At 62.7% G+C, this 18,375-nt stretch carries 18 protein-coding genes and 2 rRNA genes; 7 read left to right on the top strand and 13 right to left on the bottom strand.

Going from position 1 to position 18,375, the window contains the following annotated elements; all coding sequences use genetic code 11:
- From C0606_15175 to C0606_15165, 3 genes are all read left to right on the top strand, one after another.
- Positions 1 to 488: ribosomal RNA gene (locus C0606_15175) — 23S ribosomal RNA — on the top strand; the annotation flags it as partial.
- A 57-nt stretch (positions 489 to 545) separates the two neighbouring features.
- A 5S ribosomal RNA gene (gene rrf, locus C0606_15170) occupies positions 546 to 660 on the top strand.
- A 297-nt stretch (positions 661 to 957) separates the two neighbouring features.
- A complete protein-coding gene (locus tag C0606_15165) occupies positions 958 to 1,404 on the top strand; it encodes an aldehyde-activating protein (protein ID PLX36608.1) in 447 nt (148 codons plus the stop codon).
- Positions 1,405 to 1,504: 100 nt separating this feature from the next.
- Here C0606_15165 and C0606_15160 read toward each other — a convergent pair whose 3' ends face one another.
- On the bottom strand, positions 1,505 to 1,936 hold the full coding sequence (locus tag C0606_15160) for a DUF2794 domain-containing protein (GenBank protein ID PLX36607.1): 432 nt from the start codon (positions 1,934 to 1,936) through the stop codon (positions 1,505 to 1,507).
- 108 nt (positions 1,937 to 2,044) lie between these two features.
- Positions 2,045 to 3,871 carry a hypothetical protein gene (locus tag C0606_15155; GenBank protein PLX36606.1) on the bottom strand — a complete coding sequence of 609 codons (1,827 nt, stop codon included), beginning with the start codon at positions 3,869 to 3,871 and terminating at the stop codon, positions 2,045 to 2,047.
- A gap of 568 nt (positions 3,872 to 4,439) precedes the next feature.
- Here C0606_15155 and C0606_15150 point away from each other — a divergent pair.
- On the top strand, positions 4,440 to 6,326 hold the full coding sequence (locus C0606_15150) for a molecular chaperone HtpG (protein PLX36605.1): 1,887 nt from the start codon (positions 4,440 to 4,442) through the stop codon (positions 6,324 to 6,326).
- A gap of 158 nt (positions 6,327 to 6,484) precedes the next feature.
- Here C0606_15150 and C0606_15145 read toward each other — a convergent pair whose 3' ends face one another.
- The 8 genes from C0606_15145 to ccmA form a co-directional block, all read right to left on the bottom strand.
- On the bottom strand, positions 6,485 to 7,231 hold the full coding sequence (locus tag C0606_15145) for a DUF1223 domain-containing protein (protein ID PLX36604.1): 747 nt from the start codon (positions 7,229 to 7,231) through the stop codon (positions 6,485 to 6,487).
- Between the two features lie 103 nt (positions 7,232 to 7,334).
- Positions 7,335 to 7,889 (bottom strand): NUDIX hydrolase, encoded by a 555-nt coding sequence (locus C0606_15140; protein PLX36603.1) that lies wholly within the window; start codon positions 7,887 to 7,889, stop codon positions 7,335 to 7,337.
- The gene (locus C0606_15135) at positions 7,886 to 8,539 is read right to left on the bottom strand and encodes a DsbE family thiol:disulfide interchange protein (protein PLX36602.1); all 654 of its coding nucleotides are present in this window, start codon (positions 8,537 to 8,539) and stop codon (positions 7,886 to 7,888) included. The genes C0606_15140 and C0606_15135 overlap by 4 nt, the downstream gene beginning before the upstream one ends.
- Positions 8,536 to 8,718: a heme exporter protein CcmD gene (ccmD, locus tag C0606_15130; GenBank protein PLX36627.1), complete on the bottom strand. Its 183-nt coding sequence runs from the start codon at positions 8,716 to 8,718 to the stop codon at positions 8,536 to 8,538. Before ccmD ends, C0606_15135 begins: the two co-directional genes overlap by 4 nt.
- A 5-nt stretch (positions 8,719 to 8,723) precedes the next feature.
- Positions 8,724 to 9,485: a heme transporter HemC gene (locus C0606_15125; protein ID PLX36601.1), complete on the bottom strand. Its 762-nt coding sequence runs from the start codon at positions 9,483 to 9,485 to the stop codon at positions 8,724 to 8,726.
- A 345-nt stretch (positions 9,486 to 9,830) separates the two neighbouring features.
- Entirely contained in the window at positions 9,831 to 10,424 is a 594-nt protein-coding gene (locus C0606_15120) for a hypothetical protein (GenBank protein ID PLX36600.1), read from the bottom strand.
- Positions 10,425 to 10,688: 264 nt separating this feature from the next.
- Positions 10,689 to 11,348: a heme exporter protein CcmB gene (gene ccmB / locus C0606_15115; protein PLX36626.1), complete on the bottom strand. Its 660-nt coding sequence runs from the start codon at positions 11,346 to 11,348 to the stop codon at positions 10,689 to 10,691.
- 8 nt (positions 11,349 to 11,356) lie between these two features.
- Positions 11,357 to 11,974, bottom strand: coding sequence for a heme ABC exporter ATP-binding protein CcmA (gene ccmA / locus C0606_15110; protein PLX36599.1), 618 nt, complete (start codon positions 11,972 to 11,974; stop codon positions 11,357 to 11,359).
- 342 nt (positions 11,975 to 12,316) lie between these two features.
- Here ccmA and acnA point away from each other — a divergent pair, with 342 nt between their 5' ends.
- Both acnA and C0606_15100 read left to right on the top strand, forming a co-directional pair.
- Positions 12,317 to 15,028 carry an aconitate hydratase AcnA gene (acnA, locus tag C0606_15105; protein ID PLX36598.1) on the top strand — a complete coding sequence of 904 codons (2,712 nt, stop codon included), beginning with the start codon at positions 12,317 to 12,319 and terminating at the stop codon, positions 15,026 to 15,028.
- A 382-nt stretch (positions 15,029 to 15,410) separates the two neighbouring features.
- A complete protein-coding gene (locus C0606_15100; protein PLX36597.1) occupies positions 15,411 to 16,034 on the top strand; it encodes a hypothetical protein in 624 nt (207 codons plus the stop codon).
- 28 nt (positions 16,035 to 16,062) lie between these two features.
- On the opposite strand, the gene C0606_15095 is transcribed toward C0606_15100, so the two are convergent.
- Together C0606_15095 and C0606_15090 are read right to left on the bottom strand one after the other, a co-directional pair.
- Positions 16,063 to 16,356, bottom strand: coding sequence for an AzlD domain-containing protein (locus C0606_15095; GenBank protein ID PLX36596.1), 294 nt, complete (start codon positions 16,354 to 16,356; stop codon positions 16,063 to 16,065).
- Entirely contained in the window at positions 16,349 to 17,062 is a 714-nt protein-coding gene (locus C0606_15090) for an AzlC family protein (protein ID PLX36595.1), read from the bottom strand. Before C0606_15090 ends, C0606_15095 begins: the two co-directional genes overlap by 8 nt.
- Positions 17,063 to 17,155: 93 nt before the next feature.
- On the opposite strand from C0606_15090, the gene C0606_15085 reads away from it, so the two are divergent.
- Positions 17,156 to 17,704, top strand: a complete 549-nt coding sequence (locus C0606_15085; protein ID PLX36594.1) for a DNA-binding protein — start codon at positions 17,156 to 17,158, stop codon at positions 17,702 to 17,704.
- 28 nt (positions 17,705 to 17,732) lie between these two features.
- Here the strand turns inward: C0606_15085 and C0606_15080 are convergent, their stop codons facing one another.
- A complete protein-coding gene (locus C0606_15080) occupies positions 17,733 to 18,356 on the bottom strand; it encodes a TetR/AcrR family transcriptional regulator (protein PLX36593.1) in 624 nt (207 codons plus the stop codon).
- Positions 18,357 to 18,375: the final 19 nt, after the last annotated feature.

Genomic DNA, 18,375 nt, shown 5'->3' with positions numbered 1-18,375 from the left:
GTGGAAGGGCCATCGCTCAACGGATAAAAGGTACGCCGGGGATAACAGGCTGATGACCCCCAAGAGTCCATATCGACGGGGTTGTTTGGCACCTCGATGTCGGCTCATCGCATCCTGGGGCTGGAGCAGGTCCCAAGGGTTTGGCTGTTCGCCAATTAAAGCGGTACGTGAGCTGGGTTCAGAACGTCGTGAGACAGTTCGGTCCCTATCTGCCGTGGGTGTAGGAGAATTGAGAGGATCTGTCCCTAGTACGAGAGGACCGGGATGGACGTACCACTGGTGGACCTGTTGTGGCGCCAGCCGCATAGCAGGGTAGCTATGTACGGTCGGGATAACCGCTGAAAGCATCTAAGCGGGAAACCCACCTCGAAACTATTTCTCCCTTGAGAGCCGTGGAAGACGACCACGTTGATAGGCCGGGTGTGGAAGTGCGGCAACGCATGAAGCTTACCGGTACTAATTGCTCGATCGGCTTGATTACTCTCATTCCCAATGTTCGCGAAAACGCGATCATCGACACGACCAGATTTACTGCATTTCGCCGGCCTGGTGGCTATAGCGAGGAGCCTGAACCCGATCCCATTCCGAACTCGGCCGTTAAACTCCTCAGCGCTGATGGTACTTCGTCTTAAGACGCGGGAGAGTAAGTCGCTGCCAGGCCTGCCAAATGCAGTAATGCTTCACACGAGTTTCTCTTCCGTTTCCCACATTTGGTAAAAACGCCCCGCGTTGCTTCGTGCACGCGGGGCGTTTTGCGTTTTCGGGCTTTCGATGGCAGGCTGGTGATGCCTGTACGTGATCAACGCTAGGGTGAATTCTCCGCCGCCGGCGGGTCATTGCCAAGCGGTGCCGGGGTTCCTGCGCATCGTTGCCGGTTCATCCGACGTCACCCATAGCTCCCATTCGCGACGCTGGTTCTTGGGTTGCTCGCCCTGTATCCGTGGAGGAAGTCCGCCAATGTCGGCTACCCGCAAACATGAAGACGGGGTCATTACCGGACGCTGCTACTGCGGCGCGAGCACTGTACGTGCGAGTGCACCACCCACGCGGATCTCGTATTGCCATTGTCGCGATTGCCGACGTTTCACTGGCGCTCCGGTTGCGGCGTTTGCCGCATTTGCGGCCGACGCCGTGAGCTTTTCACCGAATGATGGGAGTGTCGCTCCCGGCGCCGATGGCGTGGAGCGGACGTTTTGTCCGCAGTGCGGTTCGCCACTTGCCGGGCGGTTCGACTATCTGCCTGGGCAGGTTTTTGTCGCGCTCGGAGTGCTCGAACAGGCGGAGGAGCTCGTTCCGGAGCAGCATTCCTACGAGTCGCATCGGCTTTCGTGGCTGCATATCGAGGACGATATTGAACGGTTCGATACCAGTTCCAGAGACCGCCTCAACGATTCCATGAAATAGGTCAAATCGCTAAAGCTGGATTTATGGACGAGTTGAGGGCGCTCTTACATGCGCTCTGCATGCATGGTTTTGTTCGTTAACCCGCGGAATTGCTTCGTATTTAACACACGAGGGAGAGCCGTTGTTTTTCGAAGACACGCATGACCTGCTTCAGGTCGTGACCTCGCTTGAGAATGGTGCCGCCGGTGGCAACGACGCTATATGCGCCCTGTTTGCGGGCAAGGCGGGGAACTTTCTCTATGCGGAAAAGGGGGTACTCGCTTGTCCGGCGGTAGACGGAAAAGACACAGCGGTCCTTGAGTTGGTCGATGGAGTAATCGCGCCATTCGCCGGCGGCGACCTTGCGCCCGTAGATATTGAGAATTTCGCCAAGTTCCTTGCGATTGAACATGACGGGGAGGGGCGTGTTGTTGCGGGGCTGGGAAGTCAGCGAGGTCACTTCGCCCGCCCCGGATCGACTTGCTTCGCTTTCGCTCACCTGGCGCCTCCTTTTGGTCTCTGCCGTGCGGCTTCCTGCGCGACGATCCGTCATCGAATGTTCATGATCGCGGGGACCGAGGCGGGATGCAAGAGGGAAGGCCTTAAACGCGCTTCATTACTGGGCGTGAAAGGCTGGTCGACGCTTTCCCGTCCCGCGGTGCTATTCGACGGTAATCTGGAAATTTAGCGTCAGGTCAATTCGTTTCTGTCCGTCAAGAAAATGCAGCACGACGGTCGCGGTGTCGTTGCCGCGGAAACTCCGTTTCGGGGTGGCGATGAACTTGTTTTTTGCCGCCATTTTCATTGAAACGTTTGGGCCATGGCGCAAAACCTCGGCGCCGAGATAGGCATTCCTGGTTCGGCCGATAATGGTCCGCCGACAAGCGTGATCCGCTTTCAGGTTCAAATATGCGGGCGCTGTACCGGACGTTCGTACCTGTGAGCTCCAGCGAAGGCGGCATTTCGCGAGCGGAAGTTTCGCCGTGGGCTCGGAGTCGGGCTGTGCCGAGCGGCTTGCCGGCTTCGCAACGCATTTTCCGCTTTTCTCGATCTGGCCGATTGCGCATTCAAGCGGGCAGACGGTGCCTTTACGCTTTTTCGCATCCGCCAATGTGCGGCCGTCGGGTTCTGCGAAATGGGATGCGGTTCGCGTAGCGTATCCGGCAAGTGCCCGCCGGCTGCCCGGTCCCCATTTGCCGTCGATCGCGCCGCGATAGCAGCCGAGGCGTTTCAGCTCCTTCTGGATGGCTCGGAAGATACCGGGCTGCATCTGGTCCGGTTCGCTTGTTCGTTCAGTTTGGCTGGCGGCAAATTCCTTGCGGGCCGCAGGGGGAATGAACGCCGTCGGATGGGGCGCTTTTTCCTCAACGGGTGTGGCTGGCGGCGGCCGCTGCGGTTTGACGTCGGGTGTTTCCTTTGCCGGAGGCTTGTCGGCTGAACCGGACGGAGGCGGTGTTTCAAGCCGCGCCTGTTTGGCTACACGTGTCGCGGTGCCGCTCAGCTTTTCTGCGCGAAGCCTGGCAAGTGGTGAAAAGGTCCCGTCAGGGAATCGCACCAGATACGCTTCGTATTCGCGGGCGTCGGTCGAATCCTTGATGGCATCCCAGAATGCCTGCTCGGCGCGGCGCTGAAACGTGGTGTCGGGTACCGGCGTTTTCGCAGGTGCCGAGGGATGTGCTACAGGCGGAATGATGGGTGCCTCGGGTTTGAGGAAGATGCGGGTTCCCGGTAGCGAGCCGTAGGTGTGGGGTTCCTGCCGGCCGTTGGTCGAGGCAATGACGTGATCCCGCACCTTGCGGAACAGGAATTGCACCTCGAGGCCCGGCTGCTCGATGTGCGACAGCAGGGCGGCGGTGTAGGGGCTGTTGCGACCCTTGCCATCGTCGGCGGTGGTGCCGGCCTTTGCGGCAAAGCCGACCAGCAGACCTTCGCTCGGGTCGATATTGGAAAGGCCCCTGCCGATTGAGCGGGTGCGCGACGTCAGCCTCATTTTCGGAATGAACGGGTTGTTGCGACAGGCATCGACGAGGACGAGCCGCAGGCCCTTCGTCTCGTCCAGTGTGGCGACGACATCATCGAGATCGATGGCTTCGAATCGGACATGCCGGTCGGTCGCCAGACGAGCGTCAATGGGGATCAGATAGTTTCGTTTGTCGATTTCGACGCCGTGACCGGCGAAGAAGATGACCGCCATGTTCGCGCGCGCCGCCTCGTCGCTGAAATCGGCCAGCGCGGCGCGCATGCCGTCGACGCCGATATCGCTGACACGTGTCACGGTGAAGTCGAGGCGGGCGAGGGCGGCGGCAATATCCTCGGCGTCGTTGCGCGGATTGGGCAGCGTTGCGACGTGTCGGTAGTTCGCGTTACCGATTATCAGCGCGACCTTTCTGGGATCGGCGGCATGTCCGAGACCAGCGCTGATGAGAAACGAAAGAAGAGCCAGGGCAACGGTACAAAGGACCGCGTTGGGAAAAAACGGGCGGTGCATCGGGGAACTTGACCTGCAACTAAAGCGGACACAATGTCAGATTATATATATTAAGTTGTATATGCAAAAGAGATATTGGGGGAGTTGAACTGCCCTAAATTCGCTTGCGACCGGACCCGAGGCGATATGTGCCTGCCGCAGGTGAAGGTGTAATCTGTTGGCCGCATGTAATTTTCCGATTCCCGTGGGATCGTCGGGTTATCGCTGCCAAGGGAAAAAATCACAGTTTCGCCAAATTTAGGCCCTTCCCGGGCCACTTTGGCCGGGCACCATTCAATCGTTGCCTCAGACGGCCCGGTTCGGTCGAGGCTTCGGATCAATTCAGCCCCCCAGCCCCCCGGGGCCTTGTAAAGAACCGGGCCACCTGACGTAGAGCGGCGATTTCGCCGCTCTACTCGTTTCTGGCCTCGATTTCCCCCTGAATGACACTCTCTTGCGGCGCCGGATCGCGCGCAGCAAGCCGGAGCAAACTGTTGGCGACTCTTGATTCGCTCCGGGCTCTCGCCGATATAGGGGGCGCCGGCAGATCGCCGGCCTTTGGTCAATCACAAGAAGTCCAGGTGAGATAATGAGTCCGTCTACGGATACGACATCGCGTCCGCAGGAGGCGCATAAATTCGAGGCCGAGGTTTCCCGCCTGCTGCACCTGATGGTGCATTCGGTCTATTCGAACAAGGACATCTTCCTGCGCGAGCTGATCTCGAACGCGGCAGATGCCTGCGAGAAGCTGCGCCAGTTGTCTCTGGTCGACCCGGCGCTTGTCGCCGGCGAAAGCGAATTCGGCATCACGGTCTCGGCGAATGTCGAGGAAAAGACGCTGACGGTGGCCGACAACGGTATCGGCATGAGCCACGAAGAGCTTATCGCCAATCTCGGCACGATCGCACGCTCGGGCACCGGCGCTTTCCTCGAGGGTCTTGAGAAGAGCGAAGACAGGACCGCCTTCATCGGCCAGTTCGGTGTCGGCTTCTATGCCTCCTTCATGGTCGCGGCCGAGGTTGAGGTGATCTCCCGCCGCGCCGGATCGAGCGACGCCTGGTCGTGGCGCTCGGATGGCAAGGGGACTTTCACGGTCGAGGCGGTCGAGGGCGACGCTGCGCCGGCGCGCGGCACGCGGGTGATCCTGCATCTGCTGGACGATGCGCTCGACTATGCCGAGGATGCGACCATCGAGCGGATCGTGCGCGATTATTCGGCTCATGTGCCGGTGCCGATCACGCTTATGCGCAAGGACGCGGAAGAGCCGGAGCAGATCGCCGACGGGTCGGCGCTGTGGCGCAAGTCGCGTTCCTCGGTCACGGAAGAGGAATACAAGGAATTCTACGGCCATGTCGGCGGGCTCTATGACGAGCCGGCGCTGACGCTGCACTACAAGGCGGAAGGGCGGCAGGAATACTCCGTGCTGCTGTTCGTGCCCTCGACCAAGCCGTTCGACCTGTTCGATCCGAGCCGCAAGGGCCGGGTGCGGCTCTATGTGCGGCGCGTGTTCATCAGCGACGAGGTCGAGCTGCTGCCGCCGTGGCTGCGTTTCGTGCGCGGTGTGATCGATTCCGATGACCTGCCGCTCAATCTTTCGCGCGAACTTCTGCAGGACAACCCGATTCTCGATTCGATCAGGAAGGGCGTCACCAACCGCGTTCTGTCGGAACTCGAAAAACTCGCCGAGAAGGATGCCGAGGCCTATGCCAAGGTCTGGGAGGCTTTCGGCGCGGTGCTGAAGGAAGGTCTCTACGAGGACCCGGCACGGCGCGATGCGCTGTTCAAGTTGGCTCGCTTCCAGACCACCAAGGGTGACGGCTGGCGGACGCTTGCCGAGATCGTCACCGATATGCGCGAGAACCAGACGGCGCTTTTCTATGCAGTCGGAGAGGACCGCGCGGCGCTTGAAAAGAGCCCGCATCTGGAAGGGTTCCGGGCGCGCGATATCGAAGTGCTGCTGCTGACCGATCCGGTCGATGCCTTCTGGGTGCGTACCGCGCTTGGTTTCGACGGCAAGCCGTTCCATTCGATCACGCAAGGATCCGCCGATCTCGACGCCATTCCGGTCAGCGAAGATGCGCCGGCCGGTGAGGCGGGCGACGAAGCGGCCATTGCCGGTCTTGTTGCCGCGCTGAAGACCGCGCTTGGCGAGACGGCAGGCGATGTACGGGTGTCGGAACGCCTCGCGGCGAGCCCGGTCTGCCTTGTGGCGGCGGATTTCGGCCCCGACCGTCAGCTCGAGCGGCTTCTGGCGCAGCAGGAGGGCGGTGCCAAACAGGCGCCGGTGCTCGAGATAAATCCGCGTCACGGGCTCATCAAGGTGCTGGCCGACAAGCTGGCAGCCGGCGGCGATCTCGGTGCGACGCCGTCGATGCTGTTCGGTCTTGCGCGCATTCTCGACGGCGATGCGCCGGACGATCCGTCGGCCTTTGCCGAGGAGATGGCAAAGCTGATCGAGGCCGCCTGCGCGGGCTGACCGGTGCGGGTTTTGAGCGCGCGTTTTCTTGTCCAAAAAGTCTGTCAACTTTTTGGGAAAGCGCTACCGAGCGGGATTTTCGTGTCGGTTTCGTTCGACAAGAAAAAGGCCGCCGGGGACACTCGGCGGCCTTTCTCGTTTCGCTCTGGCTCTTGCGCTCAGTCGCGCAGCATCGCTGCGCCGACAATCGCGCCGGGAAGGCCTCGGCGATCGATCTGGACGATGACGGCGCAGCCCTTGTTGCTGTCGGCGTCGAGGATTTCGTTACGCGGCAGTTCGAACCGCTCGGCGCGGCCTTTCCACATGCCAACCGGCTGAAGTTCGTGGACGACGTTGAAGTAGGTGGCGGTGAGGCCGCGGTTTTCGCCCCGCTTGATTTCCACGCTGCGCGTCTTGTCGAGCGTCGCGAGCCAGACGGTGGCGGTGTCGGGTGCGTCGTCCGCTCCGGCGACGTCGATGACGATGGCGTCGTCCTTGGTCGTCATGGTCACGGCGACCGGCAGGCCATGAAAGCGGTTGATCTGGCGGGTTACCGAAATTTCGACAGCGTTTTTGTCGCTTCCGATGACGTGTTCGCGGCCGTTGACCACCATTTGCGGTGTGTAGATCGCGGTGTCGCCACGGCTTTGCGCATAGGCTTTCTGGCGGGCGCTGAACTTGCCGTTCGCAAGCGTGTCCTTCCAGCCGAGATAATCCCAGTAATCGACCGGCAGGGTAAGGACGATCAGGTCATTGTCTTCGGCGAGCTTGCCGGCGAGCTTGTCGGCCGGCGGGCAGCTCGAACAGCCCTGACTGGTGAACAGTTCGACCACGGCTTTTGCGGCGGCGTGTGCGCTCTGCTGCGCCATCATCAGGGCCGAGAGGGCGAGCAAGCCGCTGGCGAAGATACCGAAACGAATCTGCATTTTGGTCCCGAGGTCACTGGATTGGTGCCGCACGGCACCTGTCTAGCGCAGAATAGTATCGAACGAAACAATCACGAACCACTCACGTTGGGGTGAGGGCCGATCACCGTTTCGGCATCACGTCGCCGGTCGCGCCGGGCGGGTTGCCGAATGGGGCAACTGCGGCGCCGGCCAGCACCTCGGCATCGTGGCCAAGCGCCCAGTGGACTGTCGGGAAGGCGATTTCGTCCCACGGGATATCGGCTTCATCGAACAGCGCGACTTCGAGGCTTTCGGGGCCTGGGGCAATGGGGCCGAGCAGTGTCGCGCGATAGATCAACTGGACCTGCGAGATGCGCGGCACGGTGTAGACCGCGAGCAGGCGGTCGATGCGAATGTCGGCGCTCGCTTCCTCGATGGCCTCGCGCCGGGCGCCGTCCTCGGGCGTTTCGTTGAGTTCGAGATAGCCGGCGGGCAGCGTCCACAGACCGTAGGCCGGTTCGATGGCGCGACGGCACATCAGGATTTGTCCGCCGGCGCGAACGACCGAACCGACGACGATTTTCGGGTTTTCATAGGCGACAAAGCCGCAATCGCGGCAGACGGCCCGCTCGATATTGTCGCCGTCGGGAACGGCGCGGATGAAATTGCCGAGAGGGTCGTCGGTGCCGTCGGTCATGAACCGGCGGATGTGGGCGGCGTGCAGCCCTCGGCCGGTTCCGTCTCGCCAAGCGCCTTGTCGATCAGCGGCAGCACCGTGTCGTTCAACAGCTTGGTGTAGAGCGGTCCGATCTGCTTGTGGCGGATGCAGCCGAACTTGTCGATGATGAAAGTTTCCGGCTGGCCGGTGACGCCGAACTCGATCGCCGAACGATAGGTCGTGTCGAAGCCGATGCGCTCGAACGGGTTCTCGTGGTCGACGAGATAACCGCGGGCGGCGGTTTCGCTGTCGCGGACATTGATGCCGACGAGCTGGAAGCGGCTGTCCTTCTGCAGTTCAAGCAGGATCGGGTGTTCCTGACGGCAGGGCACGCACCACGAGGCCCAGAAGTTCAACAGCGTCACCTTGCCGTCGAGATCGGCGCGCTTGAGGCCGGGGACTTCCTTGCCGTTCAGTGTGACGCCCGGAAGCGGGCCGAGGTCGAACTGCGGCGCCTGCTTGTGGATCAGCGCGGACGGCAGGATCGAGGGATCGCGGCCGGCACTGAGCTGGTAGAAAAACAGCGCCACCATGCCGGCGAAGATCACCAGCGGCAGCAGTACCAGCAGCGAAGGGCCTTTGCGCGGGGTGTCTTCGCCGCCCGTCGGTTCGTCGTTGCTGTCGCTCATGAGTGTTTCTCGTCACGATGGTCGGAACGGCGGCGCATGCCGCGGGCCTCAAGCTCGGCGAGCAGGCGGCGCTGGATGCCATAGTCGACGCGGATCCAGACGATCAGCGCGATCACCACCGCAAGCGCGATGCCGTAGGAGGCGATGATAAAGCCGGCGTGGCGGCCGAGTTCGAACATGGCGGTCACTCCGCTCCGGCGTTGGAGGCTTCGAGCATGCGCAGCGTGCGAATACGGCGGCGCAGGATCTCGTTGCGCATCACCATCAGATGCAACACCGTGAACAGGAGCGTGAACGCAATGGCCATGGCGAGCAACGGGATGAGGATGGTGTGATGGATCGTCGGGCCGTCGAGGCGCATGACGCTGGCCGGTTGGTGCAGCGTGTTCCACCATTCGACCGAGAACTTGATGATCGGGATGTTGACGAAGCCGACGAGGACGAGCACGGCGGCGGCCTTGCCGGCGCGGATCGGATCCTCGATCGAGCGCCACAGCGCAATCAGGCCGAGATACATGATGAACAGGATCAACACCGAGGTCATGCGGGCGTCCCATTCCCACCAGGTGCCCCACATCGGCTTGCCCCAGAGCGAGCCGGTGATCAGCGACAGGAATGTGAAGGCCGCACCGACCGGCGCGGCACTCTTGGCCGAAACATCGGCGAGCGGGTGCTTCCACACGAGGAGGCCGACCGAGGAGATCGACATCATCGTATAGGCGAACATGGCGAGCCAGGCGGCGGGAACATGGATGAACATGATCCGCACGGTGTTGCCCTGCTGGTAGTCCGCCGGCGCGTAGAAGAACGACAGATACAGTCCGACGACGAAAGTGACGACCGTCAGGCCGATGAGCCACGGCAGCAGGCGATCCACGAAACCCAGGAAACGGGTCGGGTTTGCGAGTGCCCAAAGGCGGCTGGTTGAGGCGGTGGTGTCAGTCATGGCGCCATTTGTACCGATGGTTTTCCGGTTTCTCAACGAAAAGGGCTAGGCCCGGAACCTATTAATCCTGCGCATCCTGTCTGGCCGCGTCAGCCAAACCCGAAGGGCGGGGCGCATTTTCCCGCTGAACGATGTGAGGCAGCCTTGAAAACCGGACGGTTTCCGGCGGCTCCCCGCCTTGTCAGCGAACAAGTCCGCTCCCGCACAATGGCAGGATTAATAAGTCCTGAGCCTTAGAAGCCCATGACCTCGGTCAAATTATGTCGTTTGCCTGCGCTGTCCACCACCCTGCGACACTATCGTCAACCTCTGCCGCGTGGGCGCGGTGCTCTGACTTGTCGTTGATCAACCGCGGCCGCCGAAGACTAAGATGTCCCAGATCATCGCCTCGTCGCCGCCGCGCAGGAAGCCGTTGTACTGGTGCGCGGATTCGATGGTGATGGTTTGGCCGACGACGCCGGCTTTCAGGCCGATCGCGGAGCCGAGGCGGTAGACCGGCTTTTCGTCGAGGGTCTTGCCGTTGACCTTGACGACGAGTTTGGAGCGTTTGCTCTTGCCGATATCGTCATGGGCGTTGACCTGAATGGTGTCGATATAGGCCGGTGCGTCGAGGGTGACGACGTAGCTGAACTTTGCCGTGCAGGCGCGGTCGTCGCTGGCGCAATAGCGTGCGCAGGCGGTGCCACCAATGCAGTACTTGCCGCCGTCGTCATGGAAGATGACGGCGCCCTCGGTATTTTTCGCGGTGTTCGTCGCGGGCTTGGCGGCGGGTGCTGCGGCGGCAGCTTGAGGTTTGGCGGAGGCAACCTTTTTAGGTTCGGCCGAGCCGCTGTCTTCAGCTTCAACCACCGGCGTTTCCGCTTCGCTTTCCTTCGCGACTGGTTCGGCCTTGCGGACGGCTGCTGGCCGTTCCGGCTCGGGAACGTTCTGGACGCCCATATCTTGTGAAGCCTGCGCCGGCTTCGGTGCCGGTGTGGATTGCTCGGATGCGAGCGTTGCGGGCGTGCCTGCCGCGATGACGAGCGCTGTCAGGCAGCCAAGGGAAATTGTGCGTTTCATTCGTCTGACCCCGTAGCAATGAAGTTTGCGGGGTCAATCAGGTCGGCGAAGTTCGGCCTGAGCGGGGCCGAAACGGGGCGACAATAGGGTGATTTCGGGGCCGCCCCGCACCGATGTTCAGCCGGTGCGGACTGCTTGACAGGGCTATTCCGCTGCCAAGCGCAGGGCCGCGGCCGCCGCAACGGGTCCGAGGACTGCCGACATCAGCGACAGGGCGCACATGAAGAGGAACGGCGTCAGGAACGGCGTCGGCTGGGTGATCGCCGCGTTGGCGGCGGAAACGCCGAAGATAAGCACCGGGATCGTCAGCGGCAGAACGAGGATCGCCAGAAGCACGCCGCCACGCCTCAGCGATACGGTGAGCGCTGCGCCGATCGCGCCGACCAGGGTGAGCGCCGGGGTGCCGACAGCAAGCGTGACGACGACGGCGCCGATCGCCAGCGGTTCAAGATTGACGAAGATTGCCAGGATCGGGGCGGCAAGCACCAGCGGCAGGCCGGTCGCCACCCAGTGCGCCATCGCCTTGACGAAGACGACCAGTTCGAGCGGGTGCTCCCCGAGCAGGATGAGATCGAGGGTGCCGTCCTCACGCTCGGTCTGAAACAGCCGGTCGAGGCCGAGCAGGGTGGCGAGCAGGGCGCCGATCCACAGGATGGCCGGGCCGATGCGGGCGAGAAGCTTGAGGTCGGGGCCGATGCCGAAGGGAATGACCGTCACCACGGTGAGGAAGAACAGCACGCCCATCAGCGCGCCGCCGCCGACGCGCACGGCAAGGCGGATCTCGCGCACGAACAGGGCCGACATGGCGCTCATCATGGCCGCACCTCGCCGAGCTTGAGGGATTTCGTTTCGGCCAGCGGCAGATTGCTGTGGGTAACGGCGATGACGATGCCGTCATCGAGCAGATGCGATGTCATGAGTTCTCCGAGCCGCTTTTCGCTGGCGGCATCGAGCGCAGCCGTCGGCTCGTCGAGCAGCCAGACGGGGCGGCGCGAGACGATCAGGCGGGCAAGCGAAAGACGGCGGCGCTGGCCAGCGGACAAAACCGCGGCCGGCAAATGGCTCAGCTGGGCGAGGCGTACGGTTTCGAGCGCTTCAGCCACGCTGGTGCCGGTGTCGCCATAATAGCGGTGCCAGAAATCAACATTCTCGGTGACGGTGAGCTGCAGCTTCAGCGCATTCTCGTGGCCGAAATAGTGGCACTGGGCGCCGACGGAAAGCTCGGGGTCGCCGCCGTGCAGGGTCAGTGTTCCCTCGACCTGTTTGACCAGACCGGTGATGGTGCGCAACAGGCTCGATTTGCCGGCGCCGTTCGGGCCGGTCACGACCAGCGCTTCGCCGCTCGAGACGGAGAAATCGACGTCGGTGAAGACGCGCCGGCCGCCGCGTTCGCAAATCAGGCCTTTTCCTTCTAAAGTGAGCGTGGTCATCACCGTTTTCCGGGACCCGCGCCCCGACCTTGCCTCTTGGCGGACCCGGCCGGGTCCGGTGGTCTGTTCGATCCCGCCAATGGGGTGTGCGCGTCCCGGGTGGGTATGTTGGGTGCGCGGAGCTGGCAAGACTTTTGTTCGTCTGGCTTCGCAGTGCAAAATTCGCTATACGGCTCGCAATCTGTGCTGTCGCGGCAGCCAATTCCCTGGCTGATATTGCGGTAGCGCACTGGACGACTACGAACACCGGCATCACCGATACCGGATACCGCTTCAGGCCGCAACGTGTCGTGTCCCACGCACGCAAACCGGCCGCACCGCGAAAGAGGGGATCGTCAACACATGACCAAACCGTCGCTCGACAGTTTCAAGTCTCGCAAGACACTCAAGGTCGGTAAGAAAGAATACGAGTATTACGACCTCAAGGAGGCCGAGAAGAACGGCCTCGACGGCATTTCCCGGCTGCCCTTCTCGCTGAAGGTCCTGCTGGAAAACCTGCTGCGCAACGAAGACGGCCGCACGGTGACCGCCGAGGATATCAAGGCGATGGCCGAATGGCTGAAGGATCGCCGCTCGGACCGAGAGATCGCCTTCCGCCCGGCGCGCGTGCTGATGCAGGACTTCACCGGTGTGCCGGCGGTCGTCGACCTTGCTGCGATGCGCGACGCGACGGTGAAGCTCGGTGGCGATCCGGAAAAGATCAATCCGCTGGTGCCGGTCGATCTCGTCATCGACCACTCGGTGATGGTCGACAAATTCGGCACCGAGACCGCCTTTAAGGCCAATGTCGATCTGGAATATGAGCGCAACGCAGAGCGTTACGAGTTCCTGCGCTGGGGCCAGGAAGCGTTCGACAACTTCCGCGTCGTGCCGCCGGGAACCGGCATCTGCCACCAGGTGAACCTGGAGTACCTCGCCCAGACCGTGTGGACCCGCAAGGACAAGCGCAAGACCAAGAACGGCAAGGAAACAGTCGAGGTCGCCTATCCGGACACGCTGGTCGGCACCGACTCGCACACCACCATGGTCAACGGCCTTGCCGTTCTCGGCTGGGGCGTCGGCGGCATCGAAGCGGAAGCGGCCATGCTCGGTCAGCCGATCTCGATGCTGATTCCGGAAGTCATCGGCTTCCGCCTGACCGGCAAGCTGACCGAAGGCGTTACCGCCACCGACCTGGTGCTGACCATCGTCGAGATGCTGCGCAAGAAGGGCGTTGTCGGCAAGTTCGTCGAGTTCTTCGGCCCGGGCCTCTCCAACATGAGCCTGGAAGACCGCGCGACGATCGCCAACATGGCGCCGGAATATGGCGCGACCTGTGGCTTCTTCCCGGTGGACGCCGAGGCGATCGACTATCTCAACGACACCGGCCGTAAGGACAGCCGCGTCGAGCTGGTCGAAGCCTATGCCAAGAAGCAGGGCCTCTACCGCACCACCAAGTCGGAAGACCCGGTCTTCACCGACACGCTGGAACTCGACCTCGACAGCGTCGTGCCGTCGATCGCCGGTCCGAAGCGTCCGCAGGACCGCATCGCGCTTTCCGAAGCGCCGGAATCCTTCGCCCTCGCCATGGAGAAGGAGTGGAGCAAGCTCGAGGAGCTCGACAAGCGGGCGCCGGTTGAGGGCGCGGACCACGATCTCGGCAATGGCGACGTGGTCATCGCGGCGATCACCTCGTGCACCAATACCTCGAACCCGAGCGTGTTGATCGGTGCCGGCCTCGTCGCCCGCAATGCGCTGAAGAAGGGCCTTTCGGTCAAGCCGTGGGTCAAGACCTCGCTGGCGCCGGGCTCGCAGGTGGTCACCGACTACCTTGAGAAGGCCGGCCTGCAGGAAGATCTCAACGCGCTCGGCTTCAACCTGGTCGGTTATGGCTGCACCACCTGTATCGGCAATTCCGGCCCCCTGCCGGGTCCGATCTCGGCGGCGATCAACCAGAACGATCTGGTCGCCTGTTCGGTGCTGTCGGGCAACCGCAACTTCGAGGGCCGCGTCAACCAGGATGTGCGGGCGAACTACCTCGCCTCGCCGCCGCTGGTGGTCGCCTATGCGCTGGCCGGTTCGATGAAGATCAACCTGACCAAGGATCCGGTCGGCTACACCAAGGACGGCGAGCCGGTCTACCTGAAGGACATCTGGCCGACGACCAAGGAAATCGCCGACCTCGTGCGCAAGTCGATCTCCAAGAAGATGTTCAAGGAGCGCTACGGCAACGTGTTCGAGGGCGACAAGAACTGGCAGAAGATCAAGGTCGAGGGTTCGCTGACCTACGATTGGCCGCTGTCGTCGACCTACGTGCGCAATCCGCCCTATTTCGAAGAGATGTCGATGGAGCCGAGCCCGGTCACCGACATCGAAAATGCGCGGGTGCTTGGCCTGTTCCTCGACTCGATCACCACCGACCACATCTCGCCGGCCGGTGCGATCAAGGCCGACAGCCCGGCGGGCTCGTATCTCAGCGAGCATCAGGTCAGCCAGAAGGATTACAACTCCTATGGCTCGCGGCGCGGCAACCACGAGATCATGATGCGTGGCACCTTCGCCAATATCCGCATCAAGAACCAGATGGTGCAGGGCATCGAGGGCGGTGTGACGCAGCATCAGCCGTCGGGCGAGACCATGCCGATCTACACCGCGGCGATGAAGTATCGCGAAGAGGGCGTGCCGCTGGTGGTCTTCGCCGGCAAGGAATACGGCACCGGTTCGTCGCGCGACTGGGCGGCCAAGGGCACGCGTCTGCTCGGCGTTCGCGCCGTCATCGCGCAGTCCTTCGAGCGCATCCACCGCTCGAACCTGATCGGCATGGGCGTTCTGCCGCTCGTCTTCGAGGAAGGCACCTCGTGGGAATCGCTCGGCATCACCGGTGCCGAGACGGTCTCCATCAAGGGGCTTGGCGCCGACCTCAAGCCGCGCCAGATGCTCGATGCGGAGATCACCTATGCGGATGGCGGCAAGAAGACCGTGCCGCTGCTGTGCCGCATCGATACGCTCGACGAGCTCGATTATTTCCACAATGGCGGCATCCTGCACTACGTGCTGCGCAACCTCGTGGCGTAATCACTGAGGGCTTTGCCCGACACGCATTGCAAGAGGGCGTCGCGACATCGCGGCGCCCTTTTCGTTTGCGCGGGTGGCCGCGAGGTGGCGACCATTCGTGCAAGTCTAGGCCTCGAACAAGCGCGCTGTTTCTTTCCGCCGTGTCAGTCACTTGTGCGGAAATCATGAAGACGTTTATTCAAATGACTTTCTTTGTTTCGGCGAACATTTCGCATTAACCATTTGTTAACCATAATCAACGCAGATTCTGTTAATCTTCGCCGCGCAGAATGCGCCTGGCGCGCCCTCTCGGCAGAGAGCGCGCGCCGACAAAGAGGCGGGGCATTTCAGGCGCCTCGATAAGGCGTGCGAATTGTCCCAGCGTTGCCAGGAGGCCGCGCCCATGCAGACGATCGCGCCGCCGAGTACGGTTGTGAACAGCCTGTTCCGTCGCCTGGTCGGCAAGGACCCGGAGCGCCGGCAGCGTCATGGCAAATCGCAGGACGAAGAAACCGCGCGTGAAGACGAGGACGCGTCGGTGCTGGTCGATACCGCGACCGAGGACGCTTTCGGCGATGGCGAGGAACATCGCGCGCCGCAGCCGGCTGGCCCCAGCTATGCCGATGTCGGCCACAGGGTGCTCGACCATGTCGCGCCCGTTGCCATTCGCTCCGATCATGCCTGGACGGCTGCCGTCGAGGATGAAGGTGCGGCGGACGCAGAGCCGGCAGGAGCGGAGGTGGGCGACGATCCCGCGATGCTGCTTGTGAGCGATTCCAACCCGGCTGTTGGCTCCGGTTCCGCGGAGGCTCCAGACCTTGCCGAACACATCGCACAGCCCGCAGCGCCCGAGAGCGGGGAAGCGGCCGCGACCGCGGTCGCAACGGGCGAAGAACCGCTCACGCTCTACGATGTCGTTGACGAACAAGAGCCGGGCCCCACGGCGTCCCCTGTTCCGGCTGCAAACCCATACGGGGCCGCGCCGCCTGCGCCCTCCTGCGGCAGCAAGACCGATCTCGCGACATAGCGGGCCGTCCTGTTGGCGAACAGCCAGTCTAAGCGAGAGTGCGTAGCAGCCAAACGGCGGCGACGCCGACAAGCATTGTGATTGGAAGACTGCGGGTCCACAGGGCAACCGCCAGCGAGATCGCCGCCGCGCCCCATTCGGCCGGTCCGGCCTGAACGACGATGACGGTGAGAAGGGCCGCGATGAGGCTGCCGGGCAAGGCGGACAACGCGCTTGCTGTCGGCCCCTCGGACGGAAGGGCGGAGCCGAGCAGATAGCCCCCGAGGCGGATCGCGTACGTGCCGGCCGCGAGTCCGGCAATGAGAAGCGTGTGGTCATCCATGATGTCGTACCGCCGCAAAGCTCGCGCCCGCGATCGCGCCTGCAATCAGCCCCCAGGACGGATCGACCGGCAGGGTCAGGGCGATGCCGCCTGCCGTGACGGCCGAGATGATCCAGGGCGACAGGTCCTGCCGTCCGCGCCACAGCCCGGTCAGAAGCAGGATGAAGGCGGCCGTGAAGGCGAAGTCCATGCCGAGCGAGGCCAGATCGGGAAGGGCGCTGGCGAAGGCGGCGCCCGCTGCCGTCGAGGCGACCCAGACCACGAACAGGTTGACCCCGCCGCCAAGCAGAAACCAGTAGCCGGCAGGCCGTCCGGCGGTGCGGGTCGCGTGCATCAATACCCAATTCTCATCCGTCGTCAGGTGAACCCCGAGCAGGATCTGCCAGAGCGGCCGGCCGGCGAATTCGCTGCGCAGCGATGCGGTCATCAGCAGCACGCGCAGATTGAGCGCCAGGCCTGCGATCACGGCGATGGTCAGCCCGACGCCTGCGCCCAGGCGTTCCATCGCGACGATCTGGGACGCGCCGGCAAACACGAGGCCTCCCATGATGCCGGTCGTCGGCGCGTCCATGCCTTGCTGCGCCGCGAGAAGCCCAAAGGCCGCGCCATAGATCGCAACCCCGAAGGAGAGCGGAATGATGTCGCGGAAGCCGCTTCGAAACTCCTGCGGCTGGGAGATTGGCAACGGGAGCGCTTGATGAGACATTGGCTTGCACTGGATTGATGAAACGATGTTCGATATAATGAACGAATGGGAGATGTTCGTCAAGACGAACGATGAAAGTTTAAAACGAACGATATGACGCCAAATGCCATTATTGCAGCGGCCATCCGGCGCGAGCGGGAGCTTGCGCAGATGAGCCTTTCCGCGCTTGCCGCCAAAGCCAATCTGGCCAAATCGACGCTTTCTCAGCTCGAATCGGGAAAGGGCAATCCAAATGTCGAGACGCTCTGGGCGATTGCGGTGGCGCTCGACATTCCCTTCAGCTCTCTGTTTGAGGGCGCGTCGTCGCGCAGCCAGCTTGTCCGGGCCGGCGAGGGGGTGGGCCTGGCGTCCGGTCAGTCGGAGTTTTCCACTGTTCTGCTCGACAAATGCCCACCGGATCGGCGGCGCGATATCTATCGCATCCGTTTGCTGCCGGGCGCGGTGCGGCGCGCCGATCCGCATCCGCAGGGTACGCTCGAGCACGCGCTGGTGTGTCATGGCAAGGTAAGTGTGGGGCCGCTCGACGAGCTGGTCGATCTCGGGCCGGGGGACTATTTCCGCTATCCCGGCGACGTCGCGCATTCCTACGAGGCTGTCGGCGAGGAGGCCCTTCTCGTGCTGATCATGGACAGCCTTCGGTAGGCCCCAAGCCGGGCTCGGCAGTTCGCGGTCAGGCCGCTCCGATATCCCTGTCGTCGCCGAGATAACCGATAGCTGCGCGAACGATCCGCGCCTCCAGCGTTTCCGGATCGCTCGGGCCGAACGCGCCGGTCGCGTCCGTCATGCCATAGGTGAGCGCCGCCAGATCGCGCGCGGCTTCCGCCGGATTGTTCATCCCGTGGCGGGCGAGCGCATCCGCGATGACCGTCAGGATCCGCCGCTTCAACTCCAATGTCTCGGTGTTCATCGGCAACAGCGCCTCGGCGTAGCTGAGGCTGCGGGTCAGGCCCGGATATCTCCGCCAATGGGCGATCCCAGCCCGCACCAGTGCTGCAACCAAAGCTGACAGGTCGTCGCTCTGAGGTTGGTGTGTCGCTTCTTCAAGCGCGGCGAGCAGGCCTTCGCGCTTGTTGCGGATCAATGTTGCCAGCAGCGCTTCGCGCGCCGGGAAGTACTGGTAGAGGCTGCCTATGCTCACTCCGGCCCGCTCCGCGACCGCATTGGTGGTGAAAGCGGGCAGGCCGTCGGTTTCCAGAATGCGAGCAGCAGCCTCAAGGATTGCCGCGACGGTCGCCTGCGAGCGCGCCTGCCGCGGCTGTTTTCGGACGTTGACGGTGGAATTGGGTGCGGTCATGGAATGCGATTTTTCAATG

This window comes from Hyphomicrobiales bacterium (assembly GCA_002869065.1).
Classification (GTDB): domain Bacteria; phylum Pseudomonadota; class Alphaproteobacteria; order Rhizobiales; family Rhodobiaceae; genus Rhodobium.
Note: the sequence above shows the minus strand (reverse complement) of the source record. Positions and strands in the feature narration are given on the sequence as shown.

What these genes read in the sequence shown, in the direction of transcription:
- C0606_15090 (PLX36595.1), bottom strand. Translation starts at nt 17,062, where the DNA reads ATGTCTCATCAAGCGCTCCCGTTGCCAATCTCCCAGCCGCAGGAGTTT.
- ccmA (PLX36599.1), bottom strand. Translation starts at nt 11,974, where the DNA reads ATGACCACGCTCACTTTAGAAGGAAAAGGCCTGATTTGCGAACGCGGC.
- ccmB (PLX36626.1), bottom strand. Translation starts at nt 11,348, where the DNA reads ATGTCGGCCCTGTTCGTGCGCGAGATCCGCCTTGCCGTGCGCGTCGGC.
- C0606_15125 (PLX36601.1), bottom strand. Translation starts at nt 9,485, where the DNA reads ATGACTGACACCACCGCCTCAACCAGCCGCCTTTGGGCACTCGCAAAC.
- C0606_15150 (PLX36605.1), top strand. Translation starts at nt 4,440, where the DNA reads ATGAGTCCGTCTACGGATACGACATCGCGTCCGCAGGAGGCGCATAAA.
- ccmD (PLX36627.1), bottom strand. Translation starts at nt 8,718, where the DNA reads ATGTTCGAACTCGGCCGCCACGCCGGCTTTATCATCGCCTCCTACGGC.
- acnA (PLX36598.1), top strand. Translation starts at nt 12,317, where the DNA reads ATGACCAAACCGTCGCTCGACAGTTTCAAGTCTCGCAAGACACTCAAG.
- C0606_15120 (PLX36600.1), bottom strand. Translation starts at nt 10,424, where the DNA reads ATGGGCGTCCAGAACGTTCCCGAGCCGGAACGGCCAGCAGCCGTCCGC.
- C0606_15080 (PLX36593.1), bottom strand. Translation starts at nt 18,356, where the DNA reads ATGACCGCACCCAATTCCACCGTCAACGTCCGAAAACAGCCGCGGCAG.
- C0606_15155 (PLX36606.1), bottom strand. Translation starts at nt 3,871, where the DNA reads ATGCACCGCCCGTTTTTTCCCAACGCGGTCCTTTGTACCGTTGCCCTG.
- C0606_15145 (PLX36604.1), bottom strand. Translation starts at nt 7,231, where the DNA reads ATGCAGATTCGTTTCGGTATCTTCGCCAGCGGCTTGCTCGCCCTCTCG.
- C0606_15140 (PLX36603.1), bottom strand. Translation starts at nt 7,889, where the DNA reads ATGACCGACGGCACCGACGACCCTCTCGGCAATTTCATCCGCGCCGTT.
- C0606_15095 (PLX36596.1), bottom strand. Translation starts at nt 16,356, where the DNA reads ATGGATGACCACACGCTTCTCATTGCCGGACTCGCGGCCGGCACGTAC.
- C0606_15160 (PLX36607.1), bottom strand. Translation starts at nt 1,936, where the DNA reads ATGACGGATCGTCGCGCAGGAAGCCGCACGGCAGAGACCAAAAGGAGG.
- C0606_15100 (PLX36597.1), top strand. Translation starts at nt 15,411, where the DNA reads ATGCAGACGATCGCGCCGCCGAGTACGGTTGTGAACAGCCTGTTCCGT.
- C0606_15135 (PLX36602.1), bottom strand. Translation starts at nt 8,539, where the DNA reads ATGAGCGACAGCAACGACGAACCGACGGGCGGCGAAGACACCCCGCGC.
- C0606_15165 (PLX36608.1), top strand. Translation starts at nt 958, where the DNA reads ATGTCGGCTACCCGCAAACATGAAGACGGGGTCATTACCGGACGCTGC.
- C0606_15085 (PLX36594.1), top strand. Translation starts at nt 17,156, where the DNA reads ATGACGCCAAATGCCATTATTGCAGCGGCCATCCGGCGCGAGCGGGAG.